General features: G+C 66.2%; 25 protein-coding genes. 14 read left to right on the top strand and 11 right to left on the bottom strand.

The features are described 5' to 3' along the window. Positions 1 to 159: 159 nt before the first annotated feature. Positions 160 to 1,026: a DUF4097 family beta strand repeat-containing protein gene (locus ACWA1Q_RS14235; protein WP_463758292.1), complete on the bottom strand. Its 867-nt coding sequence runs from the start codon at positions 1,024 to 1,026 to the stop codon at positions 160 to 162. 27 nt (positions 1,027 to 1,053) lie between these two features. Beyond that, the gene (locus tag ACWA1Q_RS14230) at positions 1,054 to 1,512 is read right to left on the bottom strand and encodes a nucleoside deaminase (RefSeq protein WP_463758291.1); all 459 of its coding nucleotides are present in this window, start codon (positions 1,510 to 1,512) and stop codon (positions 1,054 to 1,056) included. A gap of 131 nt (positions 1,513 to 1,643) precedes the next feature. Between ACWA1Q_RS14230 and ACWA1Q_RS14225 the strand changes: the two genes are divergently transcribed. After that, positions 1,644 to 2,012 carry an ArsR/SmtB family transcription factor gene (locus tag ACWA1Q_RS14225; protein ID WP_463758289.1) on the top strand — a complete coding sequence of 123 codons (369 nt, stop codon included), beginning with the start codon at positions 1,644 to 1,646 and terminating at the stop codon, positions 2,010 to 2,012. Continuing rightward, complete coding sequence (locus ACWA1Q_RS14220; RefSeq protein WP_463758287.1) at positions 2,009 to 2,488, top strand: SRPBCC family protein; 480 nt, start codon at positions 2,009 to 2,011, stop codon at positions 2,486 to 2,488. The genes ACWA1Q_RS14225 and ACWA1Q_RS14220 overlap by 4 nt, the downstream gene beginning before the upstream one ends. A 178-nt stretch (positions 2,489 to 2,666) precedes the next feature. Here the strand turns inward: ACWA1Q_RS14220 and ACWA1Q_RS14215 are convergent, their stop codons facing one another. Then, on the bottom strand, positions 2,667 to 2,966 hold the full coding sequence (locus ACWA1Q_RS14215) for a putative acetyltransferase (protein ID WP_463758286.1): 300 nt from the start codon (positions 2,964 to 2,966) through the stop codon (positions 2,667 to 2,669). Positions 2,967 to 3,063: 97 nt separating this feature from the next. Here ACWA1Q_RS14215 and ACWA1Q_RS14210 point away from each other — a divergent pair, with 97 nt between their 5' ends. Continuing rightward, the gene (locus ACWA1Q_RS14210) at positions 3,064 to 3,834 is read left to right on the top strand and encodes a VOC family protein (RefSeq protein ID WP_463758284.1); all 771 of its coding nucleotides are present in this window, start codon (positions 3,064 to 3,066) and stop codon (positions 3,832 to 3,834) included. A gap of 95 nt (positions 3,835 to 3,929) precedes the next feature. Here ACWA1Q_RS14210 and ACWA1Q_RS14205 read toward each other — a convergent pair whose 3' ends face one another. From ACWA1Q_RS14205 to ACWA1Q_RS14195, 3 genes are read right to left on the bottom strand one after another with little or no spacing between them, the layout of a single operon-like run. Further along, positions 3,930 to 4,940, bottom strand: coding sequence for a PHP domain-containing protein (locus ACWA1Q_RS14205; protein WP_463758283.1), 1,011 nt, complete (start codon positions 4,938 to 4,940; stop codon positions 3,930 to 3,932). A 37-nt stretch (positions 4,941 to 4,977) separates the two neighbouring features. Beyond that, on the bottom strand, positions 4,978 to 5,916 hold the full coding sequence (locus ACWA1Q_RS14200) for an LLM class flavin-dependent oxidoreductase (RefSeq protein ID WP_463758282.1): 939 nt from the start codon (positions 5,914 to 5,916) through the stop codon (positions 4,978 to 4,980). Positions 5,917 to 5,954: 38 nt separating this feature from the next. Beyond that, on the bottom strand, positions 5,955 to 7,661 hold the full coding sequence (locus tag ACWA1Q_RS14195) for a hypothetical protein (RefSeq protein WP_463758280.1): 1,707 nt from the start codon (positions 7,659 to 7,661) through the stop codon (positions 5,955 to 5,957). Between the two features lie 574 nt (positions 7,662 to 8,235). On the opposite strand from ACWA1Q_RS14195, the gene ACWA1Q_RS14190 reads away from it, so the two are divergent. The 4 genes from ACWA1Q_RS14190 to ACWA1Q_RS14175 all read left to right on the top strand — a co-directional run bounded on the left by ACWA1Q_RS14190 (position 8,236) and on the right by ACWA1Q_RS14175 (position 10,383). Next, complete coding sequence (locus tag ACWA1Q_RS14190) at positions 8,236 to 9,291, top strand: glycosyltransferase family 2 protein (protein ID WP_463758279.1); 1,056 nt, start codon at positions 8,236 to 8,238, stop codon at positions 9,289 to 9,291. A gap of 52 nt (positions 9,292 to 9,343) precedes the next feature. Then, positions 9,344 to 9,661 (top strand): ArsR/SmtB family transcription factor, encoded by a 318-nt coding sequence (locus tag ACWA1Q_RS14185; RefSeq protein ID WP_463758277.1) that lies wholly within the window; start codon positions 9,344 to 9,346, stop codon positions 9,659 to 9,661. Beyond that, positions 9,654 to 9,878, top strand: coding sequence for a hypothetical protein (locus ACWA1Q_RS14180; protein WP_463758275.1), 225 nt, complete (start codon positions 9,654 to 9,656; stop codon positions 9,876 to 9,878). The genes ACWA1Q_RS14185 and ACWA1Q_RS14180 overlap by 8 nt, the downstream gene beginning before the upstream one ends. 79 nt (positions 9,879 to 9,957) lie before the next feature. Continuing rightward, a complete protein-coding gene (locus ACWA1Q_RS14175; protein WP_463758274.1) occupies positions 9,958 to 10,383 on the top strand; it encodes a hypothetical protein in 426 nt (141 codons plus the stop codon). Here the strand turns inward: ACWA1Q_RS14175 and ACWA1Q_RS14170 are convergent. Continuing rightward, positions 10,350 to 11,333 carry an AraC family transcriptional regulator gene (locus tag ACWA1Q_RS14170; RefSeq protein WP_463758272.1) on the bottom strand — a complete coding sequence of 328 codons (984 nt, stop codon included), beginning with the start codon at positions 11,331 to 11,333 and terminating at the stop codon, positions 10,350 to 10,352. The genes ACWA1Q_RS14175 and ACWA1Q_RS14170 overlap by 34 nt on opposite strands. Before the next feature lie 80 nt (positions 11,334 to 11,413). Here ACWA1Q_RS14170 and ACWA1Q_RS14165 point away from each other — a divergent pair, with 80 nt between their 5' ends. The 4 genes from ACWA1Q_RS14165 to ACWA1Q_RS14150 all read left to right on the top strand — a co-directional run bounded on the left by ACWA1Q_RS14165 (position 11,414) and on the right by ACWA1Q_RS14150 (position 13,393). Then, positions 11,414 to 12,268 carry an NAD(P)H-binding protein gene (locus ACWA1Q_RS14165; protein ID WP_463758271.1) on the top strand — a complete coding sequence of 285 codons (855 nt, stop codon included), beginning with the start codon at positions 11,414 to 11,416 and terminating at the stop codon, positions 12,266 to 12,268. Next, a complete protein-coding gene (locus ACWA1Q_RS14160; RefSeq protein ID WP_463758270.1) occupies positions 12,265 to 12,717 on the top strand; it encodes an anthrone oxygenase family protein in 453 nt (150 codons plus the stop codon). Before ACWA1Q_RS14165 ends, ACWA1Q_RS14160 begins: the two co-directional genes overlap by 4 nt. A 111-nt stretch (positions 12,718 to 12,828) precedes the next feature. Next, the gene (locus tag ACWA1Q_RS14155; RefSeq protein ID WP_463758268.1) at positions 12,829 to 13,059 is read left to right on the top strand and encodes a DUF8129 domain-containing protein; all 231 of its coding nucleotides are present in this window, start codon (positions 12,829 to 12,831) and stop codon (positions 13,057 to 13,059) included. 40 nt (positions 13,060 to 13,099) lie between these two features. Continuing rightward, positions 13,100 to 13,393, top strand: coding sequence for a DUF1905 domain-containing protein (locus ACWA1Q_RS14150; protein ID WP_463758266.1), 294 nt, complete (start codon positions 13,100 to 13,102; stop codon positions 13,391 to 13,393). A gap of 322 nt (positions 13,394 to 13,715) precedes the next feature. On the opposite strand, the gene ACWA1Q_RS14145 is transcribed toward ACWA1Q_RS14150, so the two are convergent. Together ACWA1Q_RS14145 and ACWA1Q_RS14140 are read right to left on the bottom strand one after the other, a co-directional pair. Beyond that, a complete protein-coding gene (locus ACWA1Q_RS14145) occupies positions 13,716 to 15,317 on the bottom strand; it encodes a M20/M25/M40 family metallo-hydrolase (RefSeq protein WP_463758265.1) in 1,602 nt (533 codons plus the stop codon). A gap of 182 nt (positions 15,318 to 15,499) precedes the next feature. Continuing rightward, on the bottom strand, positions 15,500 to 16,114 hold the full coding sequence (locus ACWA1Q_RS14140; RefSeq protein WP_463758263.1) for an FMN-binding negative transcriptional regulator: 615 nt from the start codon (positions 16,112 to 16,114) through the stop codon (positions 15,500 to 15,502). 316 nt (positions 16,115 to 16,430) lie between these two features. Here ACWA1Q_RS14140 and ACWA1Q_RS14135 point away from each other — a divergent pair, with 316 nt between their 5' ends. Together ACWA1Q_RS14135 and ACWA1Q_RS14130 are read left to right on the top strand one after the other, a co-directional pair. Beyond that, positions 16,431 to 17,414 (top strand): NAD(P)/FAD-dependent oxidoreductase, encoded by a 984-nt coding sequence (locus tag ACWA1Q_RS14135; RefSeq protein ID WP_463758262.1) that lies wholly within the window; start codon positions 16,431 to 16,433, stop codon positions 17,412 to 17,414. A 319-nt stretch (positions 17,415 to 17,733) separates the two neighbouring features. Next, positions 17,734 to 17,913: a hypothetical protein gene (locus ACWA1Q_RS14130; RefSeq protein WP_463758260.1), complete on the top strand. Its 180-nt coding sequence runs from the start codon at positions 17,734 to 17,736 to the stop codon at positions 17,911 to 17,913. Between the two features lie 217 nt (positions 17,914 to 18,130). Here ACWA1Q_RS14130 and ACWA1Q_RS14125 read toward each other — a convergent pair whose 3' ends face one another. Both ACWA1Q_RS14125 and ACWA1Q_RS14120 read right to left on the bottom strand, forming a co-directional pair. Further along, the gene (locus tag ACWA1Q_RS14125) at positions 18,131 to 18,895 is read right to left on the bottom strand and encodes a PIG-L family deacetylase (RefSeq protein ID WP_463758259.1); all 765 of its coding nucleotides are present in this window, start codon (positions 18,893 to 18,895) and stop codon (positions 18,131 to 18,133) included. Continuing rightward, positions 18,888 to 20,081, bottom strand: a complete 1,194-nt coding sequence (locus tag ACWA1Q_RS14120; protein ID WP_463758258.1) for a glycosyltransferase — start codon at positions 20,079 to 20,081, stop codon at positions 18,888 to 18,890. Before ACWA1Q_RS14120 ends, ACWA1Q_RS14125 begins: the two co-directional genes overlap by 8 nt. Positions 20,082 to 20,226: 145 nt before the next feature. Between ACWA1Q_RS14120 and ACWA1Q_RS14115 the strand changes: the two genes are divergently transcribed. Then, a complete protein-coding gene (locus ACWA1Q_RS14115; protein ID WP_463758256.1) occupies positions 20,227 to 25,314 on the top strand; it encodes a lamin tail domain-containing metallophosphoesterase family protein in 5,088 nt (1,695 codons plus the stop codon). Positions 25,315 to 25,343: the final 29 nt, after the last annotated feature.

Here is a 25,343-nt window from a genome sequence, read left to right as displayed (position 1 = left end):
CGGTAAGCGGTAAGCGGCCGGATCCAGCCAAGCCCGGCCGGGCCGCGGCGCACAACCCCTTGCCGCGCGGGTATTTTGGGCGACGCGGGTGTTGCTTCACCCGCGCAACGCCGTCAGACCCGCGAAACCGCGCGCGCCGGCACTGCAGCGGGACCCCACTCAGCGGTCGGTTGTGATCGTCACGTCGCCGTTCGTCGTCTCGGCCGTGATCGTGCGCGTCGCGTCGCGGTCACTCGGGACGTCCTGGTCGTCGACGTTGCCGTTGGTCGTGTCTGCTTCGATGAAGTACTCGGTGTCGTCATCGGGCACTTCGACGCGGATCTCACCGTTGGTGCTGAGCGCTATCACTTCGTCCGGGGCGTTCTCGAAGCTCAGAGTCACGCTGCCGTTGGTGGTGTCCGCTTCAACCCGGCTCGATTCCGAATCCTCGATCTCGATCCGGCCGTTCGTCGAGTGCAGCTGGAGGTCCCCGCGAGAGCCTTCCACCTCGATGCGGCCGTTCGTCGTCGACAGGTCGAGGTCCCCGGTGAGACCCTCGGCGGTGATCGCGCCGTTCTTTCCGCCGGCGACGACGTCGAGGTCAGCCGGAAGAAGCACTTCGATCCGCACGTCGCAGCGGTTGAAAACGAACCAGCCCGACGGGCATCCGCCCCGGATTTCGGTCTCGTCGCCGGCGGTCGTCACGTCGAGGGTCGGTCGTGCGCCTGAGTAGTTGCCCCGCATCGATACGTGGATCTCGTCATCATCGCTCACGCCCAGATCGATCGAGGCGTTCGGGATGTCGATGAGGAGACTGGTGCCGGCATCCGTATCGACGTTTTCGCTCACCGGCTCGCCGTTCAACGCGTTCATGGCAAAGAGCGTTGCGGCGATGACGAGCGCGAGCCCGATCAGCGGGAGTCCGACGAACAGAAAGATCATGAGGCCGGGACGACGGCGGCGCTCCGGTGGAGTCGGCGGCCAGCCGGGCTGCTGCGGAGGGAGCGGTTGCTGCGGCTGGTACGGCTGTTGCGGCGGGAGGGTCATCGCGATCCTTCGGAGAGCATGGGCTGGTCAGTAGTCGATCCGGTCGGGCTTCGCGCCCCACGCGGTGAATGGGGCAAGCTTGTCTGCAACCTCGGCAGCGGTGATCGAGATGGCGGGCGTGACGCCGTCAAAGTGGTCGAAGAAGCGGGCGTCATCGAATCCGGCTCGTTCGGCGTCGTGCCGGTCCGCGGCGTAAACCACGGAGCCGACCCGTGCCCACAGACTAGCGGCGACGCACATCGGGCAGGGTTCGCAGCTGGCATAGACGGTCGCGCCGGTGAGGTCGAAGGTGCCGAGCGCTGCGCAGGCTCGGCGGATCGCGACAACTTCGGCGTGTGCTGTCGGGTCGTTTTCTGCGGTCACAAGGTTGGTGCCCTCGAAGACCCGTCCGTCTGCGGTGACGACGATCGCGCCGAACGGTCCTCCGCCGGAGTCGACGTTCGCGACCGCGAGCGCGACGGCAGCGGAGAGATGGTCGGAAGTCATACCTCCTGCCTATCACTCCGGCCGGGGCTGCCCAACCGGGCTGACGAAAAAAGTCGGTGAACAGGGTTGCCACGTGGGGCATCCGGCCGTATCGTATTCAACGAATAGGTTGATCAAGAGGGAAGTTGATTATGAGCAAGGCGACGGATGCCGACGAGCGGCTCAATCGCGCCTTTCTTGCGCTTGCGGATCCGGTGCGCCGTGCGATCGTGGCGAAGCTCAGTCGCGGCCCCGCGACGGTAAACGAACTCGCCGAGCCCTTCGCGATCTCGAAGCAGGCGGTGTCGAAGCACATCCAGGTGCTCGAGCAGGCCGGCCTCGTGAGCCGGACGCGGGATGCACAACGCCGCCCCGCCCATCTCGTGCCCGAAGCGCTCGAGGAGCTCACCGCCTGGATCGATACCTATCGGCTCGAAGCTGAATCACGATTTCGCCGGCTGGACGACGTCCTCGCCGGCCTGAAGGTCACCACCCCAACACAGAGAAAGGAAAAGAAATGACGAACCCAACCAACATCACCGTGCCTGACGGCCAGCCGTACATCGAGATCGTGCGCGAGTTCGATGCCCCGGCCGAGGCCGTGTATCGGGCACACACCGACCCGGAGCTGATCGTCGAATGGCTCGGTCCGCGCGGCTACCGTATGGAACTCGAGCGCTGGGACATCGTCCCGGGCGGCAGCTACCGCTACGTGCATTACGACGGCGACGAGGGCTACGCGTTCAGTGGAGTCGTGCACTCGGCGTCACTCGAGAACGGCATCGTGCAGACCTTCGAGTTCGAAGGTTTTCCCGGTGCGGTGAGCCTCGAGTTCCTTCGGATCGAGGACCTCGGGAAAGGCCGGTGCCGCGTGATCGGGCACAGCGTCTACCCGACTCAGGAGAGTCGCGACGGCATGGCCCAGTCGGGCATGGAGCGCGGGGTCAACGACGGCTACGAGCGACTCGACGAGTTGCTCGCGAAGGTGGCGGCGTAGGTCGCTACTTCGACAAGCTCAGTAACCACAGACGAAGGAGCGAGTCGAGGCCCCGTCACAAGGATCTCGATACGCTCCTTCGTCGCTACTCGATCAGCGGTGGGGTTGCGGGCGGCTTACTCGATCAGCGGTGGGGTTGCGGGCGGTTTACTCGATCAGCGGTGGGTTTGCGGGCGGCCTACTCGATCAGCGGTGAGGTTGCGCCACGCCGGGGCCGCGGCGGCGGGGGCGGCGGCACTTCTTTGGCCGCGATCACCGCGGTGTACGCAACGATCTCGAGCCCGCGCTTGGTCGCAATCGCGCAGTGGGTCTCGTCCGAGCGCACGAACCAGCCGAGGGCATCCGTCGCCTGGCCGTCATCGAGTTGATGGCGCACCACGACGCGGGTGCCTTCGGTCGTCGCGCGGAGGAACGCGACCGCTTCGGCGCCTAACATGCGGGGGTTCGGGTTGTGGGCAGCATCCCACCAGCCTGTCATGCGCGAATGTGAGCCAGTGCGCGACCCACCCCTAGCCGCCGCCGCGGGCCGCGACTACCCTGACTTGCAAAACTTTCGATCGACGAAGGGACCCTCCATGCCTGACATCACGGTCACGACCCCCGGCGCACCCTGCTGGCTCGAACTCACGACATCAGACCCGGCCCGCTCGCAAGAGTTCTACAGCGCGCTCTTCGGCTGGGACGCCGAAACGGGCGACGAGGTGCTCTACGGCGGCTACGTCAGCTTCAGTTCCACCGGCCGGCGCATCGCCGGCGCGATGAAGAAGCAGGATGACGCCCCCTACGCAGACAGCTGGACGGTGTACCTGCTGACGACGGATGCCAACCAGACGGCATCCGCGATCGCTGAAGCGGGCGGCATGAACATGTTCGAGCCGATGAACGTTCCCGACATGGGAGTGATGGGGTTCGCAACCGACACCACCGGTGCAACGGTCGGGTACTGGCAGTCCGGCAACCACACCGGGTTCCAGGCGGAGCGCGAGCACGGTGCGCCGGTCTGGTGCGAGTTACTTGCATCCGACTTTGAGAAGGCCGTCGAGTTCTACGAGAAAGCGTTCGGCTTCACCCTCAAAGACGAGGGCGACGGCGCTGATTTTCGGTACATGACTTTCGAGCGCGAGGGGCAGCCGTTCGCGGGCATCTACGACGCGAAGGGCGACCTCGCAGAGGGGGAGGCCGCGAGTTGGGCGGTGTATTTCGGTTCTGATGACGTCGACGCGACCGTCGCGAAGGCGCTCGAGCTCGGTGCCACCATCAAAGACGAGGCCGAGGACACCCCCTACGGTCGCATCGCCACCGTCGTCGACCCAACGGGCGCGGTCGTGCGGTTCATGTCGTTCTGACCCGCGCCGAGATCGCAGTTACGCACTCAAAAAGATCGCAGCGCACAGGTTTGGGTGCGCAACTGCGATCTCGCGAACGGTTGTCGCGGGCCGGCTCAGCGCGCCCACTCCAGCAGGCGGTCGGCAGGCCACGTCGTCACGATCCGGTCGGCCGGCACGCCGTTCGCCTCAGCACGCGCGGCGCCCAGGTCGAGCAGCCCGAGTTGCCCGGGTGCGTGCGCGTCGCTGTCGATGCTGAACAGGCACCCGGCCTCGAGCGCGACCTGGATGAGGTTGTCGGGCGGATCCTGCCGCTCCGGCCGCGAGTTGATCTCGACAGCAACGTTGTTTTCGGCACACGCGGCAAAGACAGCAGCGGCGTCGAACGTCGACTCCGGGCGGGTCCCGCGGCTGCCCTGAACGAGCCGGCCGGTGCAGTGCCCGAGCACGTTCGTGTACGGGGAGCGGATGCCGGCCAGCATCCGCTTGGTCATCTCCCGTGAGTCCATACGCAGTTTCGAGTGCACGCTCGCGACGACGATGTCGAGGCGGTCGAGCACGCCGTCGGACTGGTCGAGCTCACCGTCGAGGAGGATGTCGACCTCGATCCCGGTGAGCACCCGGAAGTCGTCGAACTCCGCGTTGAGCCCGTCGATCTCGACGAGCTGCTCCTCGAGGCGCTCGGTGCTGAGCCCGTTCGCGACCCGCAGCGAGGGGGAGTGGTCGGACGCAACGAGATATTCGTGCCCGAGCCGCCGGGCGGTGCGTGCCATCGACGCGAGATCGGTGGTGCCATCGGACCACAGAGTATGACTGTGCAGGTCACCCTTGAGTTGCGCGCGAAGTTCGCCGCCGGCATCCGTCACCGGGCCACCGATTCGCTCGCGCAGGTCGGCGAGGTACTCCGGGATGCCGCCCTCCACCGCCTGCTCGATCACGTTGTAGGTCGTCGACCCGATGCCCTTGGTGCGCTTGAGCCGGCCGTCTTCGACGCGGGCGGCGATCTCGTCATCGCTCAGGGAGCCGAGCGCAGCGAGGGCCCCGCGGAACGCCTTGGTCTTGTACGGGGAGGCGAGGTCGCGCTCGAGCAGGAACGCGATCTCGTCGAGGGCGTCGGTGGGTCTCATGGCGGGTCCTTGCGTCGGCGTGGAGTTGGATCGGGCGTTAGCGCCCGATCAGGGGGAAGACGTCGTCGGCGAACCGCTGGTAGCTGGCGATCGGGTCGTCAGCACCGGCGACGAGGATGATGGTGTCGGCTCCAGCCTCAGCCCAGCCCGTAATCGCGCGCGCGCCGTCCTCCGCGGTTCCGGCGACGGCGAGGGACTGGAGGATCTCATCGGTCAGTTCACCGCTTCCGTCGGCACCCATCCCGGCGATTTCCGTGAGCCGGTCGAAGACACCGAAGTCGACCAGTCGCTGCACCCGGGCGCGAACCTCGGCCAGCGCCTGCCCACGATCGTCGCCGAGGCTCGTCATCGCGAGAAGCAGGGCCCGGCCCGCCCCCGCTGGGGCGGCCATCTCGTCGCGGACCCAGCGGACGGCATCCGGTGTCGCGATCTCGGGCAACAGCACTCCGTCGGAGCTCCGGCCGGTGATGCGGAGGCCGAGCGGCCCCGTGGTGCCGAGAACGATCTGCGGCATCTGCTCGGGTGTGAAGCCGAGCCGCACGGCATCGAGGTGCACGTGGTGCCCGTCGACGGTGACCTCCTCGCCCGCGAGAAGCCTGCGCAGCCCGACGGCCGTCTCCTCGAGCGCGGCAAAGCGCCTGGGCACGTCGGCACCTATCTGCTGCATCCAGCTCGGGATGCCGGTGCCCAGCCCGATCGACAACCGCCCCGGCGCGAGGCGGGCCAGGGTCGCGATCTCCATCGCGGCGGTCGCGACATTGCGGGTGGTCGCGGGGAGGAGTCCGAGCCCGACGTGGATGCGTTCGGTGACGGCGAGGGCGGTGGCCGCCATCGCGATTCCCCCAGCCCAGGGCAGGTCTTCACTGAACCAGAGTTCGTCGAAACCGGCCGCTTCAGCCCATCGGGCGAAGTCGGGAAGTCGCTCGGGTTCCCAGTCGGGCTCGAACCGGACTCCGATGCGTGGCTGCGGCGTCATGCTTCGAGCGTATGGCACAGCGCCGACAAAACCACGGGCTATTGGTAGGTAACGAGGTCCGGCGCGGGCGACACATCGCTCATTGTCTGCTCCGGCGTGAGCATCGGCGTGTCTTCGTCGTAGAAGTTCTTCCAGCCCCAATGGATGCCGGCGGGCGCGTCGCGGTGCAGGTTCGCCCACGTCGCTTGCTTGTCGCCTTGCCCGCCCTGGCCGTCGGCGTGGATGAGGAGCGAGACCTCGGGCCGGGTGAGATCGAGCGACGCGCGATCGGTGATCATCGAGGTGCGGAACTGGTGCAGCACGAGCATCTTCTGCGGCAGGCTCTTCTCATTGGTGAGGTCGGCGAGCCAGGTCGTGACGCTGTTCACTTCGGCGGCGCTTACCGAGCCGATCTGCCGAAGCGGAACCTGGTCCGGCCCGAGCCGCCACTCCGGATCGAGCGCGAGCCCGACGTGCGGCAGCTCGAGTAGCGACTGGTACTGCTTGGCCTGGGTGAGAAAGTCGGTGCGCCCCGGCTGCAGGTCGATCACGACGTAGATACCTGCCTTCGCGGCTTCGTCCACGAGCGGGCGCAGGCTTTCGGGCGAGAGTTCGTTGGAATAGTTCTGGTCGGCTCCGGCGCCACCAGCGGCGACGGTCGCGATGATCTCGAACATCGGCACGACGGTCTTGTCGGTCAGAGCGGCGTACGGAGCAGCGACGTCACGGGCGCGCTGGACCGAACCAGCGGCATCCTGCTCGCCGAGCACGCCGAGGACACTCGTGATCGGTGTGCCGTACAGCGCGATGAACTGGTGCGCCGGGAACAGGAGCTGCCCCCCGCCGGGCAGTTGCGTGCCCGTGCGTGCGGTGCGGATCTTCCAGTCGAGCGCAGGCTGGGCGGCGAACTCAGCGCCGATCGCGAGCGTCTTCGTGGCTTCCGTGGTCGAGAGCGCCTCGATGACGGATGCGTGCGCCTGCGGATTCGCGGACCCTTCCGCGACGAGATGCACCGGAATCCCTGCAGCCCGCGCCGTCGCGATCGACGCGAGTTGTGCGGCACCGTTCACGGCGAGGGCCACGGTGTCGGCGAGGGCCTCGGCGCGTTTCGGCCGCGCGATGGGCGCTTCGGCGGCAGAGCTGCCGCGCTTCGCTTTCGGCGCCTCCCACGCGGTGATGCCGGCGGGGTAGCCGGCGGCGTCCTCGGCGGTAGCCGTGCCGAGCTCGAGCCCCGTCGCTTCAGTAACCGCGGCGGCGCTCGCCTTGACACGCTCAACGGTGAGGTCCGACTCGGAGTCCTCCGCTTCGGCGTCGAGCGGCTCGACGGCGCCGATGACCAGGGCGGTGGTCGCCTTCAACCGCTTCAGCTCGGCGGGCAGCCCGTCGGGGGCCGGCTCGGCGCTCGCCGTGGGCGCGGGGGTTGGGGTCGCGGTCGCTTCCGCAGTTTCTTTCTTGCCGTCCGATTCCCCGACGAGCAGCGGCACACCGAGGCCGATCGCTGCGCGCGCCGCAATCTCCTGCGCCTTCGGATCGCCGCTCGGGGCGACCACGACGACGGGGGAGGAATCGAACAACTCAGCACTCGTGGCGACGGATGCCTCGCGATCGTTCGCAGCGTCGATAACGGTGAGCGCGGCATCCGGATCGGAGGTTTTCACGGCCGTCGTACGCGCGGTTTCGGGGGCGCTTGCCGTGCAGGCGGTCAGCGCGAGGAGGCCGGCGAGGGCGATGGCGGTAGTGCGCGAACGCCGGGAGAGCAAAGACATGCCTCAACGGTATGTCACCCGGTGGAGGGGTGCACGACCACTCGCGGGCGAACGTGGTTACTTTTTCTCTGGTCGACCCGCGCTTTTCGGGTGGCGCAAGGTAGAGGTAAAGCAGCGTCGCTCGCAAGGGCGTTGCTGTTCGTCGTCCATCTGGAAGAGTGAAAGCACTGACGCACGGGGGGTGAAGTCATGAACCACACGGTTCTGGCTTTCCGCGCCTGTCCGGCTGATTCTGTGTCGATCTGGCTTGGTCACGTCGACCGGAATCCGCTTCTTCGCCAGCACCGATTCGGCCACGCCGGCGACGACGAACCCCGCTTTCTCCGGAGAGTGTGGTTCCGGGCGCCCCCAGGACTCCGTTCGATGACCCGGGTCGCCCATGATTTCTGAACTCGGATGCCGCGGCTACGATCAGTGCCCCAGTCGCGGCATCCGCACCGCTCGCCGTGCGTCTTCGAAAGGACGCAAACTGTCGCTGAACGCGTGAATGACAGCACTTGCGTCCCTTGAATCGCGCCGTAATCCACATTGTCAAGACGTTGACCGTTTTCGACCGTCAACGGACAGTGGCTGCATGAGCACTCGAACTGATCCGACCGCCGGGCCTGCTGCCGCGCCTACGTCGGTAGCCGCGGAGCCGCACGCCGAGTTCAGCACCACGGAACGCCTCGCCGCCGAATACGTGTTGCCTCTGCGCTGGTCCGAATTCCGCACCGGCGACGTGTTCGAGCTCACCGACTACCTTCTCTTCCTCGCCAAACACATCGACGTGACGATCGTCGACGGTTCGCCCGAACCCGTGTTCGCCGCCCACCGCGCGCTGTGGGGCGCATTGGTGCGGCACTTGCCGCCCGACGGCCCGGCCACCGGCAACGGCAAGGTCGCGGGGGTGATGACCGGGGTTCGCCGGGCCCGGCATCGCGCGGTGATCCTCGCCGACGACGACGTGCGTTACGACTGGCCGTGCCTGCAACGTATGGTGAAGGAACTGAACAACGCCGACCTCGTGCGGCCGCAGAACTATTTCACCGCCCTGCCCTGGCATGCCCGCTGGGATACGGCGCGGAGCCTGCTCAATCGCGCCGTGGCATCCGACTACCCGGGAACGCTCGGAGTGAACCGCGATCTCGTGCTCGAACTCGGCGGGTACGACGGTGATGTGTTGTTCGAGAACCTCGAACTGATCCGTACGATCGGGGCAGCGCACGGGCGGGAGCGCCGGGCCGACGACCTGTTCGTTGCCCGGATCCCGCCGAGCACACGGCACTTCGCCCGGCAGCGCGTGCGCCAGGCCTATGACGATTTCGCTCAGCCGCCGCGGCTCGCCGTCGAGCTCGCACTCCTTCCGTTGCTCGGGTGGGGGCTCCAGCGCCCGAAGCGCATCGCCGGCATTGCAACGACAGCTATCGCGCTCGCCGAAATCGGTCGCCGTCGGGCGCACGGCACACGCGCGTTCCCGACCTCGAGTGCGCTCTGGGCACCGGCCTGGCTGCTCGAGCGCGCCATCACGGTGTGGGTCGCCCTCGGCTCACGGATGCTCGGAGGCGCGAAATACGGAAACGCACGCCTTAAGAGAGCGGCCAACTCCACTTCCAGCCTGCGCCGAAAGCTTCTCGCCGAACGGCAGTAGTTGCGCTTACCTTGCACATGCAATAGATTTCTAACATGTGCAAGGCAAAACAATGAACGCGGAGCAACTCAGCGCGAAGCTGACCGCGATCGCAAGCCCGCAGCGCATGCGCGTCCTCGCACTTCTCTCCGGTGAGCGCCTTCACGTGAGTGAACTTGCCCGCCGGGTCGGAATGTCACGGGCGCTTCTGTACATGCACCTGACCAAGCTCGAGGAGGCCGGCTTCGTGGCCGGGCGCCTCGAGATGTCGCCGGACGGCAAGGCTCTCAAGTACTTCGAGCTCGTGCCGTTCACCCTCACCCTCGACGCACAGACACTCGTCGACGCCGTCGCCCAGACCACCAACGAAAGCGAAAAAACTGATGCCTGAACTCGCCTATTTTCCCTGGTTCGCCTGGATCGTCATCGTCGGAATCGTCATGGGCGGAATCGTGACCGTCGTCAAAATGCGCTCCGAGCGCAATGACTCGACGGCGAAGGCCCTCGAGCAGAACACCGCCGTGAACGAAGCGCTCGTCGCCCGGCTCGAGGGTATCGACGGCCGCCTCGCCCGCCTTGAGAAGACGCTCGACGACATCCCCTCCTGACCGATCTCATCCTTTCGGTGGGGGCCGGATCATCCTTGAAGCCGATTCGCCGGATGCCGCCATGCGCTGAACTGGAAGCATGGCTACTTCCCGCAGAATCGCGTCGGTACTCGGAGCGGCAGCGCTCGGCCTCGTGCTCAGCGGCTGCTCGATCGAAGAGTACGTCGTGAACTCCCACGAGGAGTCGTTCGGAACTTACGACGCAGCGGTGGAGGACTGGGTCGGCGGCGAGATGCCGGGCTGGATCCCGGAGGATGCCACCGGCATCCGTCGCATAGCGACTCGGGATGAGCGGATCTCGACGATCCGAATCGAGACGAAGAGCGCACCCCGCGGCGACTGCGAGGAGCGGCCGCGCGAAGGGGTGCCGGTGCTCACGGCGACGTGGAGTGCAGCCGAGCGACCCGACCTGGTGCTGGTCTGTGATGGCTACGAGATCATGCCGACCGAGAGCGGTTGGCTCGGTTGGCTCTACGATCCGGAGGAGCCGGGCAGGCTGTCGTAGCGCGCGACAGGTGCTGCCTGGCGCGATCGGCGGTAGGCGGTCGGGTTGACGCCATACTTGCGGGAGAACGCGGTGCTGAATGTGAAGGCGCTGCTGTATCCGACCTCCGCAGCGACCGTGGCGGTCGTGGCATCCGACCCCGCGAGGCGGTCAGCGGCCAGCGCCAGTCGCCACCCGGAGAGGTAGCTCATCGGCGGTTGCCCGACCGCATCGGTGAACCGTGCGGCGAGCTTCGCCCGCGACACGTGCACTCGGGCGGCGAGTGAAGCGACGGTCCATGGCGCCGCCGGGTCCTCGTGGAGGAGCGCCAGCGCTTCGGCGACAAGCGCGTCGTTCGACCCCGTCAGCCAGCCCGGTATTGCACTGTCCGGTCGCCGCCCGAACGCTCGAACGACGTGCAGGAGCAGAAGATCGAGCAGTCGGTCGAGCGCGCTGCCCTGGCCGAGGTTTGAGGTCGACAGTTCCCGTTCCAGAAGTGTGACGAGTGCCGCATCCGTTTCGTGTTCCTCGAAGACGGCCAGTCGGGGCAGGGCGGATGTCACGAGCTGGCCTACGGCTGCTTCGCTGGGGTAGGTGCCGATGAGAAGTATGGTCTCGCCAGCGGGGTCGTTGCCCCAGGTTCGCACCCCCTGGCGGAGCACGGTGTCGAGGTGCTCACCGCTCGGCGTCCGGCACACCTGATCCGGCCCGATGACGACGGTCGGTGCGCGATCGGCGGCGTCGGCGATGCGATAGGCATCCGGTCCGCGGACGGTTGCTGATTGCCCCGGGCTCAACCGCTGGGGTGTGCCGGCATCTGGAACCAACCAGGACGTTCCGCGCACCGGAACGATCAGGGTCAGCGCAGCCTCGTCGTGGACATCGATGGCGAAGGGGCCGGACATGACGACCCGGAGCGAGAAGGCATTGCTGGCGCGAGGTTCGGTGAAGAATCGGACGAGGGGGTCCATGTTCCGAGTGTAGACGCTCAAAGATCAAAGGTAGACGAACGGGTATTCATCGTCTTGACAGAGCCGGGCATGATCGGATCATGAACACGACAGATTCCCCCATCCTGATCACCGGCGGCACCGGGCGCACCGGAGGCCGGATCGCCCAACGTCTCGTCGACCGCGGGGTGCCGGTGCGCATTGGTTCCCGGCGCGCACCGGTACCGTTCGACTGGAACGAGCCAGCCACCTGGGCGCACGCGCTGGCCGGCGTCCGCACCGCCTACCTCTGTTACAGCCCCGATCTCGCTTTTCCCGGCGTGCCCGAGTTGATGAGCGCATTCACCGTGGCCGCGCGGGGAGCGGGCGTGGAGAGACTCGTTCTGCTCTCCGGGCGGGGCGAAGAGGGTGCGCGAGCAGCCGAAGAGGTCGTGGCCTCCGCCGGTCTGGACTGGACCGTGTTGCGGTGCGCGTGGTTCGCCCAGAACTTCAGCGAACATTTTCTCCTCGGACCCGTGCGCCGGGGTCACTTGGTGCTCCCTGCCGACGGCACGGTCAGTGAACCGTTCCTCGACCTCGATGACCTCGCCGATGTGGCGGTTGATGCTCTCATCGGCGACAACCACGTCGGGCGTTTGCTGGAGCTCACCGGTCCGCGACTGCTCACCCTTTTCGAGGTCGCAACCGAACTCTCCGACGCGATCGGGCGAGCCATCAGGTTCGAGCCAGGCGCAGCGGAGCAGTTCGGCGCCGATCTGGCGCTCGATGGCATCCCGATCGAAGCGTCACTCCCGCTCGCCTCGTTGTTCACCGAGATCCTCGACGGTCGAGGATCCTCCCTCACCCCGGACCTTCGATCCGCGCTCGGTCGAGAACCGACCGACTTCCGTTCTTATGCGTTGCGGACGGCGGCTACCGGGATCTGGGATGTCACAGTGCCCGTGGCTGCCCCATGACCGGATGGATCGCGCTTGTCGCGGGAATCGGGTCCGCCGCCGTTGCAGGCTTCTACCTCGCCTTCTCGGCTGTGGTGATGCCGGCCCTCCGCCGGCGCCCAGCTCTGGACGCCGGCAACACCATGGCGGCGATCAATGAGGATGCTGAGCGGGCTCCGTTCATGATCGTCTTCTTTGGCACGGCCATCGCTTCGGTGGCGGCGATCATTGTTGCTGTGACCGACCCGGAGGCAGCATCCCCCGCGCGGATCGCGGGTGCGGCGCTCTACCTCGCCGGCTTCGTGCTGACGGTGGTGGCGAACGTTCCCCTCAACCGTCGGCTCGCCGCGGCTACGGGTGGTCGGGCGGCCTACTGGCCGCGATACGAGCGGCCCTGGACCCGGCTCAATCACCTCCGCGCTGTGCTTTCCGTCGCTGGAGCCGTCGCCCTTCTTGCGCCTCTCGGTTGACCCGGAAAGGCGCACGACTGCCCCGTTATGTCAATACCCTTGAGGGTTCCGCTGCCACGATCTTGAATTGATGGCAAGGGGATGCCACGGCGCATTTCGCGGGAGGGGACCATGAACGACGCGATGCTGTGCGAGCCGGGTTCCACCAATGCCACCGACGCCCCGCACCCCCACGAGCACCTTGATGCCGAAGGCGTTCAGGCGTTGCTCACCTATGAAGAGACTCACGGCCATCGGGAGGCTGTGATCCAGGCGCTTCGGGAGCGGCTACAGTCGGTGCGCAGCGGCACGGATCCAGCCGGCCCGCTTGGTGAACACCTGCCCCGCAACAACGCCGGCTGACCCTGTCGCACGGCCGCCGGTCGCGGCTACTCTGTTCGGCATGACGTTCCGCTTCACCACACCGCTCTGGGCTTGGAAAGGTGACGCCCCCTGGTTCTTCATCACCGTTCCCAAGGAGGAGAGTGACGACATCCGTGATCGTCCGCGGATGCCGCGTGGCTTCGGATCCGTGAAAGTCCGGGTCACAGTCGGTGACTCACGGTGGGAGACGTCGGTGTTTCCCGACAGCACGGTGGGCCAGTACATCCTCCCGGTGAAGAAGGCCGTGCGGATGGCGGAGGGCATCAGTGAGGGCGATGACGTGGATGTGCAGCTGGAGTTGATCGAGCTGTAGCGGAACCGGTCTCGATACGCGGCCTCGCTGCGCTCGGTCGCTACTCGACCAGCGACCCCCCTCCGTTGGTCGAGTAGGCCGCCTGCCATCCCCCACCGTTGGTCGAGTAGGCCGCCTGCGGCCGTATCGAGACCCTCCCATCCGTTGGTCGCCGGTCTCGATACGCGGCCTCGCTGCGCTCGGTCGCTACTCGACCAGCGACTCCATCCGTTGGTCGAGTAGGCCGCCTGCGGCCGTATCGAGACCCCCGCCGCACAGCACTCGGGGCCTCCGCGCTATGCGCAGAGACCCCGAGGCGTCTTTTCAGTTCAGCGGGGAGGCGTTAGCGCCCCTTGCCGTATCCCTTGTAGCCGAACTTGTCGTGGCCCCATCCTTTGCCGTAGGCCTTTCCGTAGTGACCCTTGCCCTTGTCCCAGCCCTTGCCGTGGCCCTTGATGACCTTGGCGTCGGCGTAGACAGCGGTGGCATGAGCGATGGCATCCGCCATCTGTCCCAGGACCTCCTGGTTGATGTTGTTGATGTCATCGCACTCGGCGTGGTAGCAGGCGTCGTATGCTTCGCCGGCAGTGCCACCGAAGATCTCGGCTTGAGCCTCGGACTTGATGCCCTCGGCTCCCGAGAACAATCCACCTGCCGGGATGCCGTTATTGATGAACGCGAAGTAGTCGCTGCGTCCGTCAAAAGCGGTCGGTTCGGTGGCGAGGTTCTGCGAAGCGAAGTAGTCGTTGAAGACTGCCTCGATGGCATCCGATCCTTCCGGTCCTTCGATACCGAAGGCATCCCCGTCTCCGTCGTAGACGAAGCGCACCGCGTTGGGTGAGCCGGTCATGTCGAAGTTGAGGTTCGCCGCGTGCTGCGCGATCTGCTCGGGGGTGAGCTGGGCGACGTAGTGGTTCGAGCCGAGCAGCCCGTCCTCTTCACCGCTCCAGAACGCGAAACGAATCTTGTTCTTCGGCACGATGTGCTTCTTCGACAGCTGGAGCGCCGTCTCGAGGATCGAGGCGGTTCCCGAACCGTTGTCATTGATGCCAGGGCCTTCGGTCACGCTGTCGAGGTGTCCGCCGACGACGAGCAACTTGTTCGGGTCGCCCTTCCTGGTGTCGGCGAGCAGGTTGAACGTGTCCACCGTTTCGATGTGGGCGTCGAACGCGAGGCGAACCTCTGCGCCAGCCGTGTTGGCGAGCGTCTCACCGAGCGCGAACGTCGTCGTTGCGACCGGGAGTTCGAAGATCGTCTCACCGAGGGTTCCGGCGAAGAGCGCTGAGCGGTCCTCGGTTTCGGATGCGTTGCCCTGGTTGAAGATGATTACACCGACGGCACCCGCGGCGAGTGCGTTGTCGGACTTGACCCTGAAGTCGCACGTGCCACGCTGCACGAGTGCAATGTTGCCCTCGGTGAAGTTCGCGAAGTCCTCGGTCTCACAACCGCTCGTCGATGCGCGGTCGCCCGTGATGTTGATGTCGACGGCCTGCACTGTGCCGGTGACGTCTCCCTCGGAGGCATTCGACGCCTCGATGAAGTCGACCCCGTACTCGAAGCTCTGCGTGGTGGGTGCTGTCAGGTCGAGGACGGCAGTGTCCACAACCGACTTGTCGTAGCTGAACGCCTGACGTGACGTGACGTATCCGGCCTTCTTGAGCTTCCATTCGAAGTAGTCGACGGATGCCGCGTGGCCCGACGTTCCGGCAGCCCGGTTTCCGTCGTTCTCGTCCGCGATCCGCTGCAGCGCCTGGAGGTGCTTGGTGATGCCCTTCGCTGTGACAGCCTTACGCAGCTGAGCCGACGCGGACTTGTCACCGCCGTGGCCGTGCCCGTGTCCTTTGCCTCCGCCTGCGTAGGCGGGGCCGGCGAACCCGACGGCGATCAGGGCACCGGTGGCGAGAGTCGCCCCCACCGTGATGCCGAACTTGCGTCTCTGAATCATGTATTGCTCCTTCATTGGAGAGTGACAGTCAGGCCGGCGGCTGTGGTGCCCCCGGCACAGTGTTCCAGACACTACCCCCGCTTGTGGGGCAGGGGAAGAGGGTCTTGAGGAATCCTCGCGCTTTCGTCGAGCCCGATGGGAACGGGTTTATGGGCGCGCGGTTCGGGCAGTGGTGACCCGATCTACTTGTCGTGGACCCGGCGCATCTCGGCGGCGAGGTCGGGCTGGGCGTAGTTCTCGCCGTGCTCGAGCTCGCTCATCACGTTGTCGACGACCTCGGCGGACTTGCCCTGGCTCAGCTTCGCGCGGGCCTCGAAGCGCTCGACGAGGAGGCGGAATCCGACGGTGCCCGACATGATTCGGCGACCGTATTCTTCGTTGTGCTCGAGCAGGTTCGGCTCTGGAAGCTTGTGCTCGAAGTGGCCGACGAGGTTGCTGAGCACCTGCCAGTTCTCCTCATCGGTGAGGATCTGCGGGGTGCCGTAGAGGTGGGCTGTGACGTGGTTCCAGGTGGGCACGGCGGGCTTGCCGTCGTACCAGCCGGGCGACACATACCCGTGCGGACCCTGGATGATGACCATCACCTCATGCTCACCAAGCTCGAGCGCGCGATCGTCGGGGCGGCCGACGTGGCTGACGATGCTGATGCCGTCGGCGTCCTCCTCGAGCATCACCGGATAGTGCGACGCCACCAGACCCTTCGCCGTATTCGACACGATGGTCGCCCACGGGTTCTCGCGGATCAGCCGCTTCACCTCTTCCGGGTCGGCGACGATGTAGGCAGGCGTGTGGCGCATGGGGAAATCATGGCAGATGCGCACGGCGTTCGTCCCGCCCGCTCCGCTGATCGAACTTCGGCAAGCTCGGCAATTAGCTCCTCCCGTTGATCGAGTAGCAGCGAGCGAAGCGAGCCGCGTATCGAGATCCGGCCCGCAGCAACCGATGAACCACGCGCGTGCCCCGTGGCATCCGTTCGCTTGTCACTAACGCGGCCTCTTGCGCCGAATAAGCAGCGTTAGTGACAACTGAAGCGGCCACGACCTGCGTCAACTACGGTTTGCCGATACGGCAACGATACTTGCGCATCGCGATGACCGCGCGCAGCATGAAACCATGACAAGCACCACTTCTTCTCGATACGACGCCATCATCATCGGCGGAGGCGCCGCCGGGCTCAGCGCCGCACTCGCGCTCGGTCGCGCACGTCGATCCGTCCTCGTTCTCGATGCGGGCGAGCCACGTAACGCGCCGGCATCCGGTGTGCACAATTTCCTCACGCGCGACGGAACGCCTCCCGCCGAACTCACCCGTCTCGGTCGGGCCGAGGTCGAATCCTACGGCGGGATCATCGTGACGGATGCCGCCTCCACCGTCACAAAAACCGGCGACGGCTTCGCGGTCACCACGGCGGGCAGCGAGGTTTTCGAGGGCAGACGTTTGCTGGTGGCGACGGGACTGAAAGATGAACTTCCGGATGTGCCGGGCCTCCGCGAGCACTGGGGAACGTCCGTGCTGCACTGCCCGTATTGCCACGGGTGGGAGGTGCGCGACCGGGCGATCGGGATCCTCGGGACCGGGCCGATGTCGGTGCACAAGGCGTTGCTGTTCCGGCAGTGGAGTGAGCGGATCACCCTGTTCCTGCACTCGTCGCCGCGGCCGAGCCAGGAGGAGCTCGAGCAGCTCGCAGCGCGCGGCATCACCGTCGTCGAGGGCACGGTCGCATCGGTTGATGGTGTCGCGGGCCAGCTCAGCGGCGTCACGCTCGACGACGGATCGACTCATGCCATCGACGCCCTCGTTGTCTCACCGAACTTCGTCGCGAACACCGGTCTGCTCGAGCAGCTCGGCGTCGACGTGCAACGGCACCCGATGGGTGTCGGCTCGTTCGTCGAGACCGACCCGATGGGTGCAACATCCATCCCGGGTGTGTACGCCGCCGGAAACGTGACCGACCTCATGGCGCAGGTCGTGACATCCGCTGCCGAAGGTCTTCGCGTCGGGGCTGCTCTCAATGGCGATCTGATCCAGGAGGACACCCGGGATGCCGTCGCCGCGTACCGCGAACGCCGTGCGGCCTCTTCCTCGGTGGTCGAGTAGCGACGCTGGCACCTCCGCCTGCACACCACCGTTGGTCGAGTAGCGACGAAGGAGCGTATCGAGACCGGGCGCCGATCTCTTCCTCGGTGGTCGAGTAGCGACGCTGGCACCTCCGCCCGCACACCACCGTTGGTCGAGTAGCGACGAAGGAGCGTATCGAGACCGGATGCCGATAGGGAATGACCCCGGCATCCGTTCGTCGGTCCCTTATGCCGGTTTTCTCCCCAAGAATCCGGCATACGGGACCGACGAAACCGATCGGCTCGGGTGACGCGCCTGTTAGGCTCGCCCCGACTCTTCTCACGAGATCGGAGCCAGCATGATGTGGATCTTTCTCACCGCGATCGGCGTGATCGGTCTCGCCCTCGGGATGTTCTCGCGCCGCGCCGCCATCGACCGCAAGATCGAACAGTCCAGGGGCAGCGACCCCGAACTGGCGCGAGCTCTCAGCGAGGCGCAGCGCGATATCGACATGGGCAGGTTCTACGGCAAGCTCTGAACGGTTCTCCGTTCGTCGAGTAGCGACGAAGAAGGGTATCGAGACTGGGCGCCGCATCTCGATACGCGGCCTCGCTGTGCTCGGTCGCTACTCGATGAGCGAAGTTGGGGCGCCGCATCTCGATACGCGGCCTCGCTGTGCTCGGTCGCTACTCGATGAGCGAAGTTGGGGCGCCGCATCTCGATACGCGGCCTCGCTGCGCTCGGTCGCTACTCGATCAACGAAGCAGGGGCAGCGGCGCGCCAATGGTCACGAGCCGCAGCCCCACATCCGTACCGATCGGCTCGCGCTGCCCACCTGAATGCACCACGTCGTCGCCGACCACGGTCAGCTGGCTCGCGTGGCACTTCAGCGCCGCAACCACAGCGGGGCGATGCGCAGTCAACGAGTACCACGACGCATCGGCAGCGGGTGCTTCGAGAAGTTCCGCGAACCCAACGCCAGCCGAAACGGATGCCGCCAGTGCGGCATCCCGGATGCGTACGTGATCGGGATGGCCGTATCCGCCGCCCGAGTCGTAGCTGATCACGAGCGACGGGCGTTCGGCAGCAATCAGCGCGGCGATGTCGCCGACCACCTCGGCGAGCGGCGCGACCGAGAGCGCGTCGGCGTCGGCATCGCCGGCGGGTCCGGCGAGTCCGGGGCGGACCCACTCCATCCCCGAATCGCGATACCTCCGCGGCGCCACGCCGGGTGCACGGGCGGGCCCGAGTCCGAGCCAGTACTGCGCGGAGATGCCCAACGCGGCCACCGCGCCGGCGAGTTCGGCCTCGCGAGCGCGCGTGAGGGCATCCGCATCGGTGTTCGCGGGCAGCGCGCCGGCGACGATCTCGCCGCGCTCGCCGCGGGATGCCGTCAGCAACGTCACGCGCACACCGCGCGACACGAGGTCGGCGATGAGCGCACCGGATGCGAGGGTTTCGTCGTCGGGGTGCGCGTGGGCGAAGAGCACGGAGTCGACCCCGTCGAAGATGTCAGTCATGACGCGCTCCGGCTCCGAGAAGTTGCGCATAGACCGCGGCGGTCGCGGTGGCGGCGCGCTCCCAGGTCAGGTGCTCGGCGCGGCTGCGGCCAGCGGCGCCGAGCCGGGCCGCGAGGGCGGGGTCCTCGAGGAGCCGGCGGGCGGCATCTGTCCACGCGGCGGGATCGCGCGAGTCGACGAGCAGCCCGGTCACACCGTCGACGACGGCTTCGACCAGCCCGCCCGACGCCGACGCGACGACGGGAATTCCGCTCGCCGCAGCCTCGAGCGCGACGAGTCCGTAGGTCTCCGAGTGCGACGGGACCAGCAGCATCCGGGCGCCTCGGAGCAATGCGGCGAGATCATCACGGGACTGCGGGCCCACGAAACGGATGCCGTCGGTCAGGCCGTGCGCGCGGGCGTGTGCTTCGAGTTCGGCTGGGTAGGCGTCGTGTCCGGTGGTGGGGCCTCCGGCGAGGATGAGTTCGGGGCGGATCGTTGCGGGCAGCCCGGCGAGCGCTTCGATGGCGAGGTCGAGGCCCTTGAGCGGCTCGAGCCTTGCAGCGGAAACGATGTAGCCGGGCTGGGCGGCGGGAGTATTTGCGGGGGTGAACAGTGACCCGTCGACACCGGGAGTGATGACGGTCACCCGCTCGGGTGTGCCGCCGAGTCGGTCGATCACGGTGGTGCGCTCGGCCTCGCTCACGGTGAGCACCGCGGCGGAACACTGCGCGAGGTGGGCTTCGCCGCGCATCCGTCCGGGCGACTCGGGGCGTTCACCGGCCGACAGCATCGTCGACGCATCCGCCGCAATGCTGTGGAAACTCTGCACATGCGGGATGCCACGCGTCGCCGCCACATCGAGCGCGGCCATGCCCGAGAACCAGTGGTGTGAGTGCAGCAGGTCGAATGGCCCCAGCGGCGACAGCGCTCGACGGAAATCCGAGATGTACGACTCGTGGTCACCCTTAATGCGGCGCTCGGCGGGGCCGGCGTCGAGATGGCGGAGGAGGAGGTTCGGCGCGAGGTGAAGAACCGCGGATGCCGCGGGGTCGGTGCGGCGGGTCAGGATCTCGACCGCGTGACCCTGGGCGGCAAGGGCGAGGGCAGTGGATCGCACAGCGACGTTCATTCCGCCAACGTCGCCGGTGCCTGGATCGTCGGCGGGCGACGTGTGCAGGCTGATCAGGGCGATACGGAGGGTCACTCCCCGAGTTTACGGGGAGTTTGCTGAACGTTTCGGGAGGGGTGCGCCGCACGGGGCACTTACCGGTCATCTCGCGTTCACCTCCCGGTAGATCAGGATCCCTAGGTTCGTGACGCTTCCCCTCCTCGAATCCGAAGGTCGTTCTGTGTCTACGTCACGTCTTCGGCGGTTCCGCGGGGCCCTTGCTACAGCCACTGTGTGTGCGCTGGGTATGGGTCTGCTTGCCGCCGCTCCTGCAGCCGCCGCGCCAGCCGGCATCCCCCCGCTCGTCATCACTGAGATCGTGGCCAACAACGCCGGCAACGACAACTTCGAGTACTTCGAGGTGCACAACACGACGGCGGATGCCATCGATCTCGCGGCGGCAGGCATCTCCTTCGCGTATTCGTACAGCGACTCCGACGACCGGGCGCGGGACGTGCCGCTCACCGTCGATGGTGACGTGAACATCCCCGCTGGCGGAACCGTCGTGTTCTGGCTGAGCTACACCACCGGTGCCGTTGACTCCACGGCGTTCACGATCGAGGGCTTCCGCTCAGCGGTCGGTGCCGATGCCGCAACTCCCGTCGTGCGGGTCACCGGCCAGAACGGCATGGCCAACGGCGGCGACAGAGGCGTACGCGTTCTCGACGCCGACGGCATCGTGTCGTGGTCGCACTACCCGGCCGGGTCGATGGGTGAGGACCAGGCTGTGCACTTCCGCCTCCCGGCAGATGCCGCGGACCTCGGACTCGACGTCCTCGCCGCCAACGCCGCTCCGAGCCCAGGCGTGGTCGATCCGGCCGCTCTTGTTCGACCTGAACCCGAGGAAGAACCCGTTCCCGAGCCAGGGCCGGCCGCGAATTGGCCGATCATCGTCACCGAGGTCGCCCCGGACAATCCCTCGTTCGACAACTTCGAATTCTTCGAGGTGCACAACACCACCAGCCGTGAGATCGACCTCGCCGAAGAGGGATACAGCTTCGCCTACGGGTCGGTGACGTCAGACGACATGTCGGCCGACGTTACGCTCGCCGCAGAATCGAACCTCGTCCTCGGCGCGGGCGAGACCGCCGTCTACTGGCTCAGCTACACGAGCGGCAACGTCGACTCCTTCGCGTTCACCGAAGCCGATTTCCGCACCCACTGGGCCGTCCCCACCGAGACCGCTGTCGTTCGGATCACAGGGCAGAACGGAATGGCGAACGGCGGAGCCCGTGGCATCCGTGTCGTCCAGACGACAGCCGCAGGTGCTGAATCGATCAGCTGGTCGCACTACCCGGCCGGGTCGGTGTCGACGACGACCACGGCGCACTTCCGGATCCCGGGAGACATCGCCCAGAACGGTCTGACGCTTCTCGAATCCGCCGCTGCGAGCCCCGGTGTCGTCAAAGCCGAAGCGCTCACCGCTCCCGAGCCGGAGCCCGCCCCCGGTTGGAACCCGAAGCCGGATCCCGAACTCACCACCGCGCGCCTGCAGGTGACCGAACTCCTGCCAGACTCCACCAACGTGGGCGCGTCAGACGGGTTCGAGTTCATCGAGCTGTACAACGCCACGAGCGAAGCGATCGACTTCTCCGACTACACGATCAACTACCTTTACCCGATCGACTTCACCAGCAACAGCAACGAAGTTCTTTGGCCCGCGCAGCCTGCCGACGTTCTCATCGAACCGGGCAAGACCCTCGTGCTGTGGGTGAAGAACGGAGCGAACACTGACCTCGGCGCCACTGAATTCAACGCTCAGTTCGGTACCGAACTCGAACTGGGAACGGATCTCGTCGAGATCACCTCGGCCGGAATGGCCAACGCGTCACCCCGCGGTATCGAGGTCATGACCAACACCGGCTTCAGCGTCAACCGCGCCTATTACAACATGGGCGGAACCGACGACACGAAGGCCGACCAGGGCATCCGGTACGCGGTCACCCCGGAAGACCTCGGACTGCAGCGGATGCTCGGCATCACGTCGGCAACACCGGGCGCGGTCCAGGAAGACCAGGTTCCCGCGGGTCTCATGATCGACCCGGTCGACACGACCGCGCCGGTCGTCGAGGACCTCACCGCCGCGACGATCGACCCGTCCGCCAACTTCACGCTCGAGCTTCGCGCGAGTGACGATGTGCAGGTGCGCACGCTTGCGGTGGACCTCTCGAACAACGTGGATGAGGGCACCCGCTCTCTGAATCTGGTCGAGGGCGCCGACGGGATTTACCGTCACGTCGTGCACTCAGCCGACCTCATCGGCAAGAAGTGGTACGAGTACTCCATCACCGCGCGTGACGGTTCGAACACGACGACGGTTGAAACCCGCCGAGTACCGATCGACGGCGTCAACACCGCTCCCATCCGACTCAACGTCACCGACGGTCAGTATGTCGGAGGTGACAACACCGTGATCGCCGCTGGCGACGACTACCCGAGCGAACTGGAACTGAGCATCGATGGCACACCGGTCGAAACGACGCCGAGCCTCGAGAGTGCACCGACGTTTGTGTTCGAAGCAGGCAGCGTCGACACGTTCTTCCAGAACGGCGTGCGTATCGGCGACGACGTCCTCCGAATCTTCGACGACGGCATCTACACCGGCTTCGAAACCATCGTCACGCCGGTTCCCTTGAACTACGTGGTCGAGGGCGACGAGCTGGTCGTCAGCATCTGGTCCGGCACCAAGGCGGCACCCGAAATCGACCTCAACGAGAACAACGACGATTTCCAGGCCAAGGGCATGCGCCTCGTTCTTCCCGACGGTCGCACGCTCACACCGATCGGTTACGACGACCCGACGGTTCCGCTCAACATGGGTGACAGCGCCGGAAAGCTCGACTTCTACGACGCGCGCTTCGAGCTGCCGGCCGACGCCTTCACCGGCAGTTCCACCGTCTGGGACACCAGCGACGTTGCCGATGGCGAGCACGTCGTCTCGGCAACCGACGGGACGAACAGCCTCAGCCGCACCGTGATCGTCGACAACACGGCACCAGAGGTCACCTCATCGATCGTCGACGGAACTCCCTACCAGGGCGAGATCCGCATCGAGGCCGAGATCACCGACGGCGGCGCCGGGGTCGGCTCCTACACGGCCACCCTCGACGGCATGCCGATCACACTGCCGTACACGACCTCGTCGCTCACGCTGAACCCCGGCGAACACATTGTGGCGATCGAGTCGGCCGACAAGGTTGGCAACGTCACCCGATTCGAAGCGACCTTCACCACGTTCGAGGAGCAGCCAACGGGCGGTGTGATCAGCCCGGCAGAGGGCAGCGAAGTCGAAGCCGGCGACGTGAGCTTCTCAGCGAAGGTGGATGACCCGACCGGTGACGTCCTCGATGTGTCGTTCCGTGAGGGCTACCGTCTTGACCTCGAAGACGGAGACGTCGAGACCCAGTCGGGAACGACGCAGGATGCCTCGGCCACCGATCGGGAGCAGCCGGTCGCGTTGCGGGCGTCGGATGTCGCGGCGCTCGAAACCGTCGACGGGATCGCCACCGAGATCAGCTCGGACGACGAGTTCCCGTACCAACTGTTCGACGTTGCGGTGCCTGCCGATGCTGGCACCGACGCCGTCGTGCGGATCTCCTGGGCCGGCTCGGCAAACGCGAATGCCCAGGTCATCCTGTACGCACTCGCCGCTGATGGGTCGAGCTGGACCGAGGTGACTCGTCACCTCACCACGGCAGACGACGAAGCATTCACACTCGACGGCACCGTTGACATCGCGAGCCACGCGGTTGACGGGAGCGTGAGCATCCTCGTGCAGCACTCGGAAGGGTTCGCGGGAGCCGACCAGACCGACCGCGACGACGTCGTCACGCCGCACAACGCGGCGGATGTTCCGCGCTCCGAGTATGACTTCACGCTCGCGTGGGAGTCTGACACGCAGTACTACAACGACAGCTTCTACGAGCACCAGGTCGCAATCCACGACTACCTGCTCGACCGCCGGGAGGAGCTCAACCTGCAGTACGTGATCCACACCGGAGACGTCGTCGACAACCACCTGGAGACACGCCAGTGGCAGAACGCCGACCCGCAGTACCAGCGGTTCGATGACGCTGGACTGCCGTACGGCGTGCTCGCCGGCAACCACGATGTCGGTCACAAGGAGGTCGACTACACGAACTACGGCCAGTACTTCGGCGAAGACCGGTTCGCGGCGAACCCCTGGTACGGCGAGAGCTACCAGGACAACCGCGGTCACTACGACCTGATGACGGCTGGCGGCATCGACTTCATGATGCTGTACATGGGCTGGGGTCCCGGCGACGCCGAGATCGAGTGGATGAACGAGGTGCTCGCCGCTCATCCGGAGCGCACCGTGATCCTCAACCTGCACGAGTTCATGCTCACCACTGGTGGGCTCGGCGCGATGCCGCAGCGGATCATGAACGAGGTCGTCGCGACGAACGCCAACGTCAAGATGGTGTTCTCCGGGCATTACCACGACGCGTTCACACGTATCGACACGTTCGACGATGACGGTGACGGCATTGAAGAGCGCACCGTGCACTCGATGCTGTTCGACTACCAGGGTCTGCCGGAGGGCGGGCAGGGGTTCCTGCGCCTGCTGCACTTCGACAACGAGTCCGGCCAGATGCTCGTGCGCACCTACTCGCCGTCGCTCGATCAGTACAACTCCGATGAGCCGAGCCTGCTCGGGCCGGCCGAGGATCCGTACCAGTGGCAGGAATTCGAGGTCGCATACGCGGACCTCGGAATCGAGCCGGCTGCGAAGACCCTCGCGACGGATGCCTTCTCCGCCGAGATCCTGACGGCGAACGAGATCGCGGCCTTCACTGACGTGCCGAGCGGATCTGTGGTGACCGCGAGTGCGTCGCTCGAGAAGCTCGGTGAGCACGGCTGGTACGTGCGCACCGCTGACCCGCACGGTGCTGTCGACTACTCTGCGGTGAGCCTGTTCACCGTGATTCCTGCAGCGGTGATCGAGGAGCCGGATCTTCCCGGAGACCCGACTGACCCGACTAATCCTTCCGACCCGGGAACTCCCGGCTCGGGTGGCGGTGGATCCGATGGTGATCCCACGGGCAACCCCGGTAGTCCCCTGCCGGGATCTGGCTCTGGTTCTGATGGGGGCAGCGGATCTGGCGCGGATGACCTCGCCGATACGGGTGCCGATACCGAACTGTCCGGAACGATCGGTCTGGCGGCGCTCGCCGCGCTGCTGGCGGGGCTCAGCCTGATGCTGTTCCGCACCTGGCGGCGTCGGGCGGAGCTTCCGACGGGCGAGTAACCGCGCCCGGTTGCTTCGGGAGGAAAATT

This window comes from Mycetocola sp. TRD_SC_2, from assembly GCF_055361225.1.
Note: the sequence above shows the minus strand (reverse complement) of the source record. Positions and strands in the feature narration are given on the sequence as shown.

Excerpts from the sequence above, each read along its gene's own strand:
- ACWA1Q_RS14235 (WP_463758292.1), bottom strand. The coding sequence starts at position 1,026 with ATGACCCTCCCGCCGCAACAGCCGTACCAGCCGCAGCAACCGCTCCCT.
- ACWA1Q_RS14145 (WP_463758265.1), bottom strand. The coding sequence starts at position 15,317 with ATGATTCAGAGACGCAAGTTCGGCATCACGGTGGGGGCGACTCTCGCC.
- ACWA1Q_RS14125 (WP_463758259.1), bottom strand. The coding sequence starts at position 18,895 with ATGACTGACATCTTCGACGGGGTCGACTCCGTGCTCTTCGCCCACGCG.
- ACWA1Q_RS14135 (WP_463758262.1), top strand. The coding sequence starts at position 16,431 with ATGACAAGCACCACTTCTTCTCGATACGACGCCATCATCATCGGCGGA.
- ACWA1Q_RS14165 (WP_463758271.1), top strand. The coding sequence starts at position 11,414 with ATGAACACGACAGATTCCCCCATCCTGATCACCGGCGGCACCGGGCGC.
- ACWA1Q_RS14140 (WP_463758263.1), bottom strand. The coding sequence starts at position 16,114 with ATGCGCCACACGCCTGCCTACATCGTCGCCGACCCGGAAGAGGTGAAG.
- ACWA1Q_RS14180 (WP_463758275.1), top strand. The coding sequence starts at position 9,654 with ATGCCTGAACTCGCCTATTTTCCCTGGTTCGCCTGGATCGTCATCGTC.
- ACWA1Q_RS14220 (WP_463758287.1), top strand. The coding sequence starts at position 2,009 with ATGACGAACCCAACCAACATCACCGTGCCTGACGGCCAGCCGTACATC.
- ACWA1Q_RS14185 (WP_463758277.1), top strand. The coding sequence starts at position 9,344 with ATGAACGCGGAGCAACTCAGCGCGAAGCTGACCGCGATCGCAAGCCCG.
- ACWA1Q_RS14230 (WP_463758291.1), bottom strand. The coding sequence starts at position 1,512 with ATGACTTCCGACCATCTCTCCGCTGCCGTCGCGCTCGCGGTCGCGAAC.
- ACWA1Q_RS14190 (WP_463758279.1), top strand. The coding sequence starts at position 8,236 with ATGAGCACTCGAACTGATCCGACCGCCGGGCCTGCTGCCGCGCCTACG.
- ACWA1Q_RS14155 (WP_463758268.1), top strand. The coding sequence starts at position 12,829 with ATGAACGACGCGATGCTGTGCGAGCCGGGTTCCACCAATGCCACCGAC.
- ACWA1Q_RS14225 (WP_463758289.1), top strand. The coding sequence starts at position 1,644 with ATGAGCAAGGCGACGGATGCCGACGAGCGGCTCAATCGCGCCTTTCTT.
- ACWA1Q_RS14160 (WP_463758270.1), top strand. The coding sequence starts at position 12,265 with ATGACCGGATGGATCGCGCTTGTCGCGGGAATCGGGTCCGCCGCCGTT.
- ACWA1Q_RS14200 (WP_463758282.1), bottom strand. The coding sequence starts at position 5,916 with ATGACGCCGCAGCCACGCATCGGAGTCCGGTTCGAGCCCGACTGGGAA.
- ACWA1Q_RS14170 (WP_463758272.1), bottom strand. The coding sequence starts at position 11,333 with ATGGACCCCCTCGTCCGATTCTTCACCGAACCTCGCGCCAGCAATGCC.
- ACWA1Q_RS14195 (WP_463758280.1), bottom strand. The coding sequence starts at position 7,661 with ATGTCTTTGCTCTCCCGGCGTTCGCGCACTACCGCCATCGCCCTCGCC.
- ACWA1Q_RS14205 (WP_463758283.1), bottom strand. The coding sequence starts at position 4,940 with ATGAGACCCACCGACGCCCTCGACGAGATCGCGTTCCTGCTCGAGCGC.
- ACWA1Q_RS14210 (WP_463758284.1), top strand. The coding sequence starts at position 3,064 with ATGCCTGACATCACGGTCACGACCCCCGGCGCACCCTGCTGGCTCGAA.
- ACWA1Q_RS14215 (WP_463758286.1), bottom strand. The coding sequence starts at position 2,966 with ATGACAGGCTGGTGGGATGCTGCCCACAACCCGAACCCCCGCATGTTA.
- ACWA1Q_RS14130 (WP_463758260.1), top strand. The coding sequence starts at position 17,734 with ATGATGTGGATCTTTCTCACCGCGATCGGCGTGATCGGTCTCGCCCTC.
- ACWA1Q_RS14175 (WP_463758274.1), top strand. The coding sequence starts at position 9,958 with ATGGCTACTTCCCGCAGAATCGCGTCGGTACTCGGAGCGGCAGCGCTC.
- ACWA1Q_RS14150 (WP_463758266.1), top strand. The coding sequence starts at position 13,100 with ATGACGTTCCGCTTCACCACACCGCTCTGGGCTTGGAAAGGTGACGCC.